The sequence below is a fragment of the Fluviispira vulneris genome, from assembly GCF_014281055.1.
Taxonomy (GTDB): Bacteria; Bdellovibrionota_B; Oligoflexia; order Silvanigrellales; family Silvanigrellaceae; genus Silvanigrella; species Silvanigrella vulneris.
Genome location: NZ_JACRSE010000002.1, coordinates 316,908 through 329,520 on the forward strand (window position 1 = coordinate 316,908; position 12,613 = coordinate 329,520).

General features: G+C 30.3%; 9 protein-coding genes. 3 read left to right on the forward strand and 6 right to left on the reverse strand.

Translation table 11 applies throughout. From position 1 onward, the window contains the following. The 3 genes from H7355_RS05225 to H7355_RS05235 all read right to left on the reverse strand — a co-directional run bounded on the left by H7355_RS05225 (position 1) and on the right by H7355_RS05235 (position 4,174). On the reverse strand, positions 1 to 1,482 hold the full coding sequence (locus tag H7355_RS05225; RefSeq protein ID WP_186645971.1) for an ABC transporter substrate-binding protein: 1,482 nt from the start codon (positions 1,480 to 1,482) through the stop codon (positions 1 to 3). Between the two features lie 4 nt (positions 1,483 to 1,486). After that, positions 1,487 to 2,566, reverse strand: coding sequence for a DUF4135 domain-containing protein (locus H7355_RS05230; protein WP_186645663.1), 1,080 nt, complete (start codon positions 2,564 to 2,566; stop codon positions 1,487 to 1,489). Positions 2,567 to 2,995: 429 nt separating this feature from the next. Next, positions 2,996 to 4,174 carry an MFS transporter gene (locus H7355_RS05235; RefSeq protein WP_186645664.1) on the reverse strand — a complete coding sequence of 393 codons (1,179 nt, stop codon included), beginning with the start codon at positions 4,172 to 4,174 and terminating at the stop codon, positions 2,996 to 2,998. Between the two features lie 633 nt (positions 4,175 to 4,807). Here H7355_RS05235 and H7355_RS05240 point away from each other — a divergent pair. The 3 genes from H7355_RS05240 to H7355_RS05250 all read left to right on the forward strand — a co-directional run bounded on the left by H7355_RS05240 (position 4,808) and on the right by H7355_RS05250 (position 7,786). Next, entirely contained in the window at positions 4,808 to 5,182 is a 375-nt protein-coding gene (locus tag H7355_RS05240; protein WP_186645665.1) for a YgiW/YdeI family stress tolerance OB fold protein, read from the forward strand. A 141-nt stretch (positions 5,183 to 5,323) separates the two neighbouring features. After that, positions 5,324 to 6,037, forward strand: coding sequence for a YebC/PmpR family DNA-binding transcriptional regulator (locus tag H7355_RS05245; RefSeq protein WP_186645666.1), 714 nt, complete (start codon positions 5,324 to 5,326; stop codon positions 6,035 to 6,037). A gap of 21 nt (positions 6,038 to 6,058) precedes the next feature. Beyond that, positions 6,059 to 7,786, forward strand: a complete 1,728-nt coding sequence (locus H7355_RS05250; protein ID WP_186645667.1) for a M14 family metallopeptidase — start codon at positions 6,059 to 6,061, stop codon at positions 7,784 to 7,786. Here H7355_RS05250 and H7355_RS05255 read toward each other — a convergent pair. The 3 genes from H7355_RS05255 to H7355_RS05265 are packed head-to-tail and all read right to left on the reverse strand — an operon-like array spanning position 7,767 to position 12,609. Then, a complete protein-coding gene (locus H7355_RS05255; protein WP_186645668.1) occupies positions 7,767 to 8,243 on the reverse strand; it encodes a hypothetical protein in 477 nt (158 codons plus the stop codon). The genes H7355_RS05250 and H7355_RS05255 overlap by 20 nt on opposite strands. An 11-nt stretch (positions 8,244 to 8,254) precedes the next feature. Further along, positions 8,255 to 10,093, reverse strand: a complete 1,839-nt coding sequence (locus H7355_RS05260) for a hypothetical protein (protein ID WP_186645669.1) — start codon at positions 10,091 to 10,093, stop codon at positions 8,255 to 8,257. A 41-nt stretch (positions 10,094 to 10,134) separates the two neighbouring features. Then, positions 10,135 to 12,609 (reverse strand): Mur ligase family protein, encoded by a 2,475-nt coding sequence (locus H7355_RS05265; RefSeq protein WP_186645670.1) that lies wholly within the window; start codon positions 12,607 to 12,609, stop codon positions 10,135 to 10,137. Positions 12,610 to 12,613: the final 4 nt, after the last annotated feature.

Genomic DNA, 12,613 nt, shown 5'->3' on the forward strand with positions numbered 1-12,613 from the left:
TCAATTCCTGTTGATTTTCCACAATTCACTTTCGTATCTATACTTTGCAATAGGTAAAATTATATTCTTTTTTCTCACGATTGGAAAACTGGCTTGGAATAATGGAATTAAATAATATTCATCTTCAAAAATTTTAAATGCATTTGAATAATTTTGCAGTCGAAAAGCAGGATCCTGAATAAATCGGAAATCTTTAAGAGATTTTAATAGTTTAGAGGATGGAGTATTTCCAAAATTTAATATTCCATTTTTTCTTAATGGATCTAAGTATCCATCTGGATCAGGAAAGTTTCCCATATAACTCACGATAAGTAAATCATAATCATATTTGTTTATCACGGTAAGTAGTTCAGATCCTACAAAAATCCAATCAAGTTTAATTCCATAACTTAAAAAATCTTTATTAATAATGTCTATCATGTCATCGTTAAAATAATGTTTTTGACAAATTATTTTTAAAGTTTTATTAAAATTAAGCAATCTATCGTTTTCGTAATTTATTTTTTTTATGTCATAATATTCAAGTGGCATTAATCCTTTTGGAAAAAAATGTGGATTATATTGATAAAATTTAGAAATCCTATGAATATTTTTAAAGGATTTTTGCAAAGTTAAGGCAATTGTTTTTCTTTTTAGTTTATCTCTAAAGTGTCTTTTTTTCATATTAAAAAATATATGAGTGAATGTCAAGCTGTTAATTTTATTCAATTCGAATTCATTTGAAATATTTACTTTATCTGCAAGAGCTCTAGGAATTCCCAATAGTAAGTCAAAGCTTTTATATAAATCAAAATTTTGTCTTATAAGTAATGGGTCAATTTTATGAATAGACATTTTATTTATAAATGGCTTTTGATTTATGTATTCTTCGTTTTTTTGGATGCGTAGAAAATCAGAATTATTAGTCTCTAAAATTTTAAAAGGTCCAGAGCCAATGAGAGTATTTTTATCTTTTTTTATGATTGAAAACGAGGGAATACTTAATATATAATTAAATGGAGGATATGGTTTTTTCAAATGAAATTTTAATGTGTATTTGTCAATGACTTCTATACTTGGATGAATAATATTTTTTTTAACTTTTTCAGAGTTAGCCAATATCTCTAAAAGATAGCTAGCAGTGACAGATTTTGATTCGCTCCAAAAATGTTTTGATAAACTCCACGCAGCATCATAAGCCGTTAGAGGTTCGCCATTATGAAATTTTATGTTTTTATTTAAATAAAAAGTATAAGTTTTTTTATCACTTGAAATTAGCCACCTTTCTGCAATATCTCCAACTAATGTGCCATTTTCGTTAACCCTAATAAGTGTTTGATAAAGACATTGTATAATATGGAAGTGTTGAAAATTCCATGCTTTTATTGGGTCAAAATTTTCAGGAAATGCAGTAACACCAATTTTTATTTCAGTGCTATTTATAAATTTAAAATCTGAGCAATATGAATAACTATCAGTTAAGATGAAAAAAAAAAAATATATTTAGCTACCATGATGAAAACCAATTTATGTAATTATTATTAATTTTAATCAAATTTGAATTTGTATAAAATTTAAGGTTTTTATAAGAATATTCTCCATTAATTTCTCTATTCATAAAAAATTTAACTAATTGCAATGCACCAATTTTAGATAAATTTACATTTCTTTCCTTTATCGAATTATAACTTTCGATACTTGGAATTAGATATTTATTAACATCTTCCATTCTGCCAGTTAATTTAATGTCAGTGACTATAGGATGCATATTATTTATATCATAATAATATATATCAATTGAATTTAAAAATCTGAAGAAATACGGAATGTCATTTCGTAACAATTGTTCCAATTCATATTTATTAAATTTTTTATCTAAAAATTTGTTATTTAATAATGTTGTTTTATAATTTTTTGTTGATTGTAATATGACTCTAATTGGATAATTTAATATATATTTATCATGAAAGAAAAAATTGCAAAACTTTTTTTCAAATTTTTCAAAGAAAGATATATAACCAAAAATTAAAGCAGCAATATTTTTACCTATTGGGTTTAAATCAAAAACTCTTTTTAAGTCTATTAATCCACATTCTTTAGCATCATTAATTTTAGATGGAAGCAAATGTGTTTGACTAAGCAATATAATTTTGTTGAATATACATTCAATATCAATAGCACCAAATATAATTTTATTTTCTGAGTCTTTACCAAATAATATATTTTCAAAATGGAGATCTGTTACTCCAAACATAGCTAACATTCCAATAACAGCTCCAAAAGATTCCCAATAATATTCATTGTCTAAAGGATGTTCAATTTTTCTCAAAGATTGATATTTGATATAGCCAGAGTTATAATTAATATCAGATGGTTTAAATTGAAGGCTTGGCATTACTTTATACCAACTTGGATAAAGATTATTTTCTATCAAAAGATGATCTTTGTGTAAAAAATCGCCTAAAACTGAATTATTTTTTGATAAAAATAAACATTCCCAATAAATACATCTTGGCTTAAAAATGTAGTTATTCTTGCAAATAAATACATTTTTTTGGCCATTATGCTTATCACCCAATTCAATCACAATTAGACACCAATTTTTTAAGATAGATACTACCCAACAGTTTTCTCATAATAAACTGAATTATTTTCAATTTCTATTAAATCAAAGTATTCATAATCAATCTTTTCTTCATTGCTATTTATTAAAGATAAGTCTATATTCATATAATCTCCTTACTTAAATTTGGGAATAAAATTTCCTCATATAAATTAAATATGAGTTATTCATTCGAATGATATCAAGTTCACTTTCAGAAAGAAACTATAACATTCAATAATGTATTTTAATATTATTAGATTTGCAAGTCGAAAATTATTTTTTTGCATTTAAAAAATTTGCAATGATAAGTCCTGTGCCATATCAAAATTCAAATTAATCATGTGTCTATTGAATTGGGCCCTTTGCATTTAATATCTTAAGAGCAAATATTTTACTAATTATTTATAAAATTTATTTTGTTGAGATAATAATTTCCTTTTCATCTGTTTTTCTCGAAATTGAATAGAAAGCAATTAAGAATAAAGCGGTCGTTAAAAATACAGCTCGATAAATATTTTCATATCTTAAAATGCTATAAATAATTTCAAAAGCAGCAGAAATAACTTGCGAATAAATCATTTCAGCAGAAGAAATTCCTGCGGCTTCATTTTTATGACATATTTTAAACCATTCACTTTGTACTTGTAAATTTATTAATGGAAAGCTGAAGAAAATCAGTGAGAATAAAGTTATCTTTAGCGCTGTAGATGATGAATTTGGTAAGAATATTAACGATAATATTATGACTAATAATGCCATTGAAATAACATGAGTATTTAGAGAAATAGGTTTGCCTTTGCTCTTTAGTTCAACAATTTTTCCTCCTAGAAAATAGAATAATCCATATATAATAAGTGCTATAGCATAACCTGCTTCCTTTCCGAAGAGTTTTTCGCCATAGCTAAAAATCATTATATTTGTTCCACCTAGTCCTGCACAGATTAAAATATCAATAGAAAGTAATAATTTTCTCGATTGCGTATGGACAAGAGACTTAATAATTTTAAAATAATTTTTGCCATCAGAGTTAATTTTTTTATGATAGTATTTTTTCATTTTCCAGAAAATAAATGCCCCAAAAATTGACCCTAACCCATCAAGCAGAAGTACACAAATAGCCATTTGCAAAGTATTGCTGATTAATAAAAATAAACCTACAAGGCAATATGACCCTTGAATTAATACATTTGCTAGCAAATTTATTCGACTTGATTTTTGGAAGTCAGGGAATTGCTTTAACCAGGAAAACCTTAAGATGGAAAGCACACCCCCAATGATTCCTTTAAAAAGCGAGCAGAAAATAAATATTTCAACACTTTTAAATATAACAGCATATAGAATTAAAAATGTTGTTATAGCAAATAATACTTCTGAAACTGTGCCGATCTTGTGAGGTTCATATTTATTTGCAATTTTTGGAGAGATTAAACTTCCTATAACATTGCCTATACGTAAAAGGAAAAAAAACAAGCCAATATTTACTATTGCGGCCCCAAAAGAACTTCCTAGTATAGGGAAAAATCCGCTTGTTAAGACCGATGGGACATTTGAAATTATGACTTGTAAGATAAATGGATTTATTTCATTCATTCAGATTCCTAAAGAGAAAAAATTTTATGATTATTTTTTTATTTAATTATGGCTTAAAAGTCAATCTTTATTTTAAATATTTAAAATTATAACATAATATTAAAATGGATAGCTAAAGTGTCGGAGGTTTTAAAAATATTTACTGATGATGATATATAGATATATATTCAATTTTTATTAATTAAAATTAATTATTCATTTATAAGGTAGAATTAAATATTTACATATTTAATCTATTTATGCATAGCAAATAAATTTTACTCAAAAAAACATATAGATAAGCAAATATGCTCAATAGGAAATAATAATAGATTGTGAATTTTATATCTTATAGGAAAACAAATGCAAAATATTATTAAGGAATTTGAGAAAATAATTTATAGTACTTTGGCCTATTATTCCCAAGGATGATGGAAAATTTCTTTAAGTTTATCTTCTTTAAATTACATGACCAAGTAGCTGTTTAAGTCTATTCGACCCAGATAAAATAGTTTTATGCGAATGCTGTTATAGTGGCAAAGGTTCTGACACATGTCTGAGAATATACATTTAACTACTTCTTGCATTAGGATCCTGCTTGATACATTATTTAGTCGAAGTTTGAAGGTGTTTGTCTATTAAAGGAGACTTTCCATGTCAGTTATTAAATACCCAGTTTTTCTTGTATCCCTAGTCGTTTCATTAGGAGCTCACTCTGAGTTTGTTAGTTCAAAAAAACCTGATAATGTAATGACAATTAAAGCAGCACTTGAATTAAAAGATAAAGATCATGTTGTGATTGTTGGCAGGATTATTAAAGAATTTAGCAGAGAAAAATTTTTAGTCGCCGATTCAACTGGTGAAGTATGTGTTGAAATCAATAAAGAAATAATGCCAACTGAAAAATTTGATGAAACAAACGATTTAAAAATTTCAGGAGAAATTGATAAAGATTTTAAACTAAATGGGGATAAGTGTGAAAAATTTAAAATCGATGCAAAATCGGTGGAAATTCTTAAAAGTAAATAATTAATTTTTATGTAAAGCATATTTTTGTAACTTATCTTTGCATTCCGTTAGTAAAATGATAGTCCGATGAAAGGTGCATTTTCTTACGGAATTTTGCATTTAAACTTAAATGATTCATCTAACTTATTTAAAGGAATTTTTATGGGTCGTCATAACACAATTGCAGGTCGAATGGCATCGAGTGCTGCTGCGAAAGGGCGTCTTTTTACGAAGCTGGCGCGTGAAATAATGGTCAGTGCACGTGGAGGGAGTGATATTAATAGTAACTCAGCATTGAGAGCTGCGGTTAATAAGGCCCGTGATAACAGTATGCCAAAAGAAAATATTGAGAGAGCCATAAAAAAAGGCGCTGGTGAAATGAAAGGAATGTCTTTCGAAGAAATCACTTATGAAGGATATGGTCCAAATGGTTCAGCTATTATGGTTGAAGTATTAACTGACAATCGCAATCGGACACATCCTGAATTGCGTCGTATTTTTCAAAAAAATGCCGGAAACATGGGCGAAATGGGTGTTGTTGCTTGGATGTTTAAAAAACGCGGAGTTTTCGTAATTGATTTGGAAAAAGTGAATGAAGAAAAAATAATGGAAATAGCGCTTGATGCGGGCGCTGATGATATTATAACAGAAGATAACTATACAACTGTTTATACAGAGGTAGCAGATTTTGCTGCTGTACGTGAAGCTTTGATTGCCGCGGAAATTCCATTCGAAAAAGCTGGATTAGAATTAATTCCTGAAAATCATGTTACTTTATCTGGTGATAACGCAAAAGCAGCACTTGAGCTCGTTGAAAAATTAGAAGAACACGATGATGTTCAAAATGTTTACCATAACTTTGCGATTGAGGATTAACAAATATAAAAGGAGTTTATTATGTCACAGTATCTTTTTCCTGATAAATATTTAAACTATAAGGATATGATGAGTGACATAAATCTCCTCTGCAATCACTTCCCCAAAAAATGTGAAGTCGAGAAAATAGAAATTGCAAAAACAATTGAAGGTCGAGCAATAATTGCTATTCGTGTATTTCCAAAAGGTAAGCAGGTTGAGCAACCGACATTGTGGATGGATGCCAATATGCATTCCATAGAATTAATTGGAACCAATACTGTTCTAGCGCATATTGAACATTTAAAAACAAAATTAATTGAAAATGAAAAAAAATATTTTGATGTAAATTATGTTTTTGTTCCTCGCATATGTCCAGATGGAGCGGAACTTTATTTTATAAATAGTAAAGTTAATCGAAGCAATGCACGCGATTCTCGTTCGCAAAAAGAATTGGGCTCTGTGTGGCAAAGAGAATGCTTGTTAGAAAAAGATGAAAGAAAGATTGAGATAGATTTATTTAAAAATAAAAAGCGCCTAGGTTTTATGCGGAAAAAAAGTGAAGCTGGTATATGGACTTGCGATGAAATGTATCCGGAATTAATGCGGCGAAGAGAATTGGGAGATGATGGTCCTTTCTTTGATATATATCCAGAAGGCAATATTTTAAATTTCGATGGAATAAATATTCCCTCGAGTTTTTCTGTTTCTGAGAATGAAATAGATCTCAATCGTAATTTTCCTACAGATTGGGCAGCTAATATCATAGAAAATAAAAGCGGTAAAATGCCTCTGTCTGAAATAGAAAGTCGCGCAATTGCTGACTTTGCAATGAAAATTCCTAATATATATTTTTGGTTGAATTATCATACATTCGGAGGGGTCTTTATCAGACCGCCCGGACATTTTTCTGACGGAGAAATGAATATTTTTGATCGCAGTGTTTACCACTCTATCGATGCAAAACTCGAAGAACTCACAAAATATCCTGCTGTATCTGGGTTTCAAGAATTCACTTATATTCCAGGCAAACCTTTACGCGGAGCATTGTCGGAATACGCCTATCATGCTTTAGGTGCTTTCAGTTATGTCTGTGAGCTTTGGGATCTTCCTGCTCGTTTAGGGCGACAGGAAAGACCTTTTATTAAACGTTATGAAAACTGGTCAAAAAAAGAATGGCGTCAGTTTTATGAATTTGATCGCAGCGAAAACAATTCTTTGATATTTGGTCATCCTTGGAAAGCCTATCAACATGCTCAATTAGGTGAGATCGAAATCTCAGAATTTCCTGTGCAGTTTGGAATTAATAATCCTCCGCAAAAATTAATTTCAGAAGTGATACAAAATCAGGTGAAATTGTTACCTTTGCTTGTTGATTTAGCACCCAAACCAAAAATAGAAGTTAAAATAGAAAATACCGAAGATAAAAATTTAAAATATGCTTTATTATCTATTCAAAACAATGGTTTTTTACCGACTTTTATATCTGAAGAAAGAAACAAAGCTCAAGGTAGTAAAAAAATATTGGTAGAAGTTATCGAAGTAAAAAATGGAAAACTTATAGGTGAAAATATCTATCACTTAAATGAATTGTATGGTTATGCTCGAATTAATAATGGCTGGCTTGACAGTGCTAATTCTGGAACAAGCAAACAAACTTTGCAAATATTAAGAATTCCATTCATCGTTGACAAACAAAATTTGGGAGCTGTGTTTAAAGTGAGTTTTGCTTGCATTGGGGAGTATTTTATCACTTTAGGGGAAGTTTAGAATCTTGGATTTTGTCTTCATCTTCAAGCCATTCATGTAAACCATGTTTGCGTAAGGCATCGATAATTGCGGATCGTTCGGTTACTATCATCTCTCTTTCACAGAACTTATTGTCTAAATATCCTCTGTGATCATCGTATGGATTACAAATTGCCAAGCGGTATTCTGATAAAGGTGCCGCACCGACGCTCATTAAATCATCAAAATTTTCTAAGCTCACTTCAGAAAAATCATATTTGAGTTGATGGCTTGGAATATAAGGGAGATTGTGTGAGCGAGCTAAGCAGCGTGCAAGAGATGATTCGTCAACATAATTCAAATCCAAAAGGGCATCCGCAACTGAAAGTTTCCAAGATTCAGCATACTTTGTTACGATTATCCAATCAACGCGATCAATTCTAATTTCATTGGAAAGAGCTTCGAATAAATGCGGTAAAATAAAAGATGTCGTTGTCATGAAAATTCCGTTCAATCATTTTCTGGGTCAATATCAATGGCTTTTTTAGCTTCCAGTATCTTGCTACCGATACTTTGCTGAATACGGGAAAGCTCAGGATCGGACTCAAGTTGATAAGGAAGCATATCTTCTAAAATTTTGCTAGTACTTTCGAAGGTTCTGAGTGAGTCTTCATAAAATTTTAATTTTAATTGTGCTGAAGCTAAATGATATAAAATTACGGGTTCATCTGGCTCAATTTTAATTGCTTCTGTAATATATTTAAAGGCATTCTTATAATCATTCTTTTGGTAATAGAGCCATCCAAGTGAATCTAAATAAAAACCATTTTTTGGATTTAATGCCACGGCTTTCAATAAAACTTTTTTAGCAAGCTCAAGTCTTTTATTGTTTTCTACCAAAGAGTAACCGAGAAAATTCAAACCATCAGCATATTTGGGCCAACGAGAAACTATTTGCTCAGCAAATTTAATTGAAGACTCATCGGATTTTAAATATTTTAGATACTCTGCTTTTTTCAAATATAGCTCCTTTGCATCTGAATGAGTTGCAATGGATTTGTTAAGTATATCAACAGCATCACTATATTTGTTAAAATAGGCGAGAATTGAAGATTTAAAAAGAGTGTCTTCAACAATATTCTTTTCTGATAATGAGAATTTATAAATTTGTTTTTCAGCAAATTCTTTTTGATTTGTATTTATATAAATAATAATTTTTTCTTTTTGTGCTTCGGTATAATATTCATTATCTTCTTTAATTTCGTTTAAATACATGAGTGCAACATCAAATTTACGAACTTTTTCGTTACAAATTGCGAGATAATATTTTATTGACGAATTTTCAAAATTAATTTTAAGAAGTTCGTATAATCTTCTCTCAGCCTCCTCGTAATCTCTATTAATAAGCATAATTTTTGCAATTTGAAATGTGAACTCAGGCGGAAAAGGAATTTGTTCGTCAGAGCTTGATTCAAGTTTAAGCAGAATAGAAAGAGCTTCTTGAGTTTTATTTTGAAAAAGTAAAATATTAATATAGTTCTGTGCATTTAAATTATTATCAATTTCTTTATCAAAAGCGAGTTTAAAATATTTTTCTGCTTCACTATAATTTTTAATACTTTGATTGATTTTTCCTAGAAATATAAGTGTTTCAATAATGTCTTGATCTACAGAATACGCTTTCTTTGCATAATAGAGTGCTTTATGGTAATTTTTTTCTTGATAATAGTACTTAGCTAAAGTTAATAACACATTACTTGATCTTGGGTTTTTTGATAAAAATGTTTCCAAAACTTTTTTTGCATTTGTTTTAGAGTATGAAGAATAAAAAATAACGATAGCTTCGTCTTTAGGAAATTTTTTAAATGCTTTTTCTAAAGTTTTAATAAGAGCTACATTGTTATTTTGCATTTGATAAACGCTGGCAAGAGCTAACATTGGTTCAGAATATTGAGGATATAGAATTGTCAAACGGTTTGCTATTTCTTGGGCATCGTTGAGTTTTTTGAGTTGAGATTTAACATTTATTAAGTTTAGCCCAGCAGGTAAGCTTTGTGAATATTGAAAGCATACTTGAAAAAGTTTTTCTGAACTTTCAAATTGACCTTTTTCTTCTAAATTTTTTGCGAGAAGAAATGCCTCGTTTGCCTGAGATTCAGATAAATGTCCCGTTTCAGCATCATGTAGGATTTTATTTAAACGAATTTGTGCATATTGTGATAGATTAGCATGATGAGGCAAAACATTTGTGTCATCATTATTTGATTTGGTTTCACTAGCATTTTTTAATGATTGACATGCAGAAATAAAAAATAATATTGTAACTGCGGAAACATATTTAAACTTCAAACTTGAATTCCTTATCAAGCAATACATTTTGTTCCCATTGGTTAAAACTCTTTTGCAAAGCGATATGGTATCCCATCAAAGGATCCGCTCGACATGAATACTATGGTATCACCTGGTTTCACTTCTTGTTTTAGAGTGGCGAGCAATTTTTCATTGTCGTCAAAATACCGAGCTTTTTCTCCGCATGCTTTAGCAACAGAATTTCCATCTAAAACTTCTTCCTTTAACATTCTCATATCCTGAGGTACTTTACCAAGAAAGACTTCGTCAGCATGAAAAAAACTTTGACTCAATTGATCTTGTAAAACTCTTCGACGCATTGTTGCGTTGCGTGGATCGAAACAGGCAATAAGTTTCCCTTTTTTACCAACACTTTTCATATAGCTGCGAAAAGCTTCGAGGGTTGTAACTATAGCTGTAGGATGATGGGCAAAGTCGTCAAAGACAGAAATATTATTACGTTCTTTTAGGAGTTCAAATCTTCTTTTCACCCCTTTAAATTTATTCATAGCAATACGAACTTTAGTCAAAAATTTTAAATTTGTTTTATAATTCTTTAAATTATCAAAGGATTTTTCTTCATTTAGTATATTATTTGCGTGCAAAACCGCCAAAGAACCTATAGCGTTTAACGCATTGTGTAGACCAAAAATCCCCGATTTAAATTTAAATTCTTTTCCATTTGGCTGAATGCAGGTTATTTCTATACCACTCGAAAAAGTTTTGTATTCCTTTAAAATCCAAACCGGGAATCGAGTCTTGATTTTTTTATTTCTACTGAATCCTATGACAAAGGCTTTAGATTCTTTAGCGCAACGCAATGATCTTGGATCGTCCAAATTTGCTATGACTATTCCATTTCTTTCTTTAGTAAGTTTTGCGAGGCGGAGAAACTCCATTTCAATGGCATCGACATTTGCATAAATATCTGCGTGATCGAATTCAATATTATTTATTAAGGTAATTTTGGGTTCGTAATGTAAAAACTTAGGTCCTTTATCAAAAAAGGCTGAGTCGTACTCATCTCCTTCTAATACAAATAATTTTTTTGATCTTAAGGCAAACCCTGCATCAAAATTTGCTGGCCGACCACCTATTAAAAAAGAAGGATTTTCATTTAATTCAGTTAATAGATGTGTAATTAAACTGCTTGTTGTTGTTTTTCCATGAGTTCCACTGACAATGATGTTGCGACTGTCAGATAAAAAATATTTGCGCAGAGCAGAGGGAAAGCTCAAAACAGGAATATTTTTTGTTAGGATGTCTTCGAGTTCATCGTTTTTCTTAAGGCTTGCGCTGAGGCGACTGACGACGTTTGCAAGTATAATGGCATCAGGGTGGTGTTTATCAATCGTACCTTGCAAAAAACCAACTTCTGGTTTAATTCCAAGGTCGGAAATAATTTTATCCATCGGTGGATAAATAGGATTATCACTGCCTGAGATTGAATATCCAGCAGATTTAAAAAGACCGGCAACCTGTGCCATCCCAGTCCCACCCACTCCTGTCATATGAATTTTTATGGATTTATGCGAATGATCTAATTTGGTGCAATACAAATCAGGTGAAAATGTTGTGGCAATATGCTCATTTTTTTCAATTCTATGAGTAAAAGTAACAGATGAGGAATTCTCATTTAAATTTAAAATCACCTTTGAATTGGCAACCAAAGGAAAACGGGATTCTGCATGGCCAAAGATAGGCAAATCGAAAATAGGTAAAATTGTTTTGCTGCTGAATACTTTAATCAATAAATTGCGATCAATTTCTTTTTCAAAAGCATCTAAGCATCCAGAAAAATCTCCAAGGACAATAGCTTTTGTGTTTTTTAAAAAATTTGAGTTAATTAGTGAATCAATCTTTCTAATTATTCTGTAAAGATATTCATTGCAATCTTCTAAAAATAATATGTTATTTCTTGGAAGCTCTATGTGGCGAATACTCGCTAGACTTTCTGCGAGGCTTAAATTAAGAGGTATACACACGCCATCAATATTCGGTGAGATATTTTTTTTCTCATAAAAAACTGCTGAGTTGAATGTATTTTCACTTTCTTCATCTTTGAGCAATGAAAATAAGACATTTTGATCTAGAATTGGTCCTGTAAATAAGTTTTGCGCAAAAACGTTTTGTCCATGGATATAACGGAAATTTGGATATTTTAATGATAAATAGTTGCCTAGAAATGAAACATCAGAGAACCCAACTAAAGTTTTAGGTGGCAGAACAGGTGGGAGTATATTTTCTAAATAAGGAATAAGTTCTGTACATCCAACTCCCCCGCGCGCTGCAAATATAATATCGTATTTACGCATTGTAAGTGCATGGCTAAGTTGTGTGACTCTTTCTAATATAGGAGAACTTGTACAATTGTGGAAGGAATCGAGTTGGGGCTTAATTTCTGAGACTATATATCCCATTTCTTCTAGTTTCTGAATATTTTTTAATTTATCATTTTCACTAATTTTTAATTTACCTGCGGGATGAACAATAGCAATCTGTTTTTTTACAGTCATATAA

What these genes read in the sequence shown, in the direction of transcription:
- H7355_RS05240 (WP_186645665.1), top strand. Translation starts at nt 4,808, where the DNA reads ATGTCAGTTATTAAATACCCAGTTTTTCTTGTATCCCTAGTCGTTTCA.
- H7355_RS05265 (WP_186645670.1), bottom strand. Translation starts at nt 12,609, where the DNA reads ATGACTGTAAAAAAACAGATTGCTATTGTTCATCCCGCAGGTAAATTA.
- H7355_RS05255 (WP_186645668.1), bottom strand. Translation starts at nt 8,243, where the DNA reads ATGACAACGACATCTTTTATTTTACCGCATTTATTCGAAGCTCTTTCC.
- H7355_RS05235 (WP_186645664.1), bottom strand. Translation starts at nt 4,174, where the DNA reads ATGAATGAAATAAATCCATTTATCTTACAAGTCATAATTTCAAATGTC.
- H7355_RS05250 (WP_186645667.1), top strand. Translation starts at nt 6,059, where the DNA reads ATGTCACAGTATCTTTTTCCTGATAAATATTTAAACTATAAGGATATG.
- H7355_RS05245 (WP_186645666.1), top strand. Translation starts at nt 5,324, where the DNA reads ATGGGTCGTCATAACACAATTGCAGGTCGAATGGCATCGAGTGCTGCT.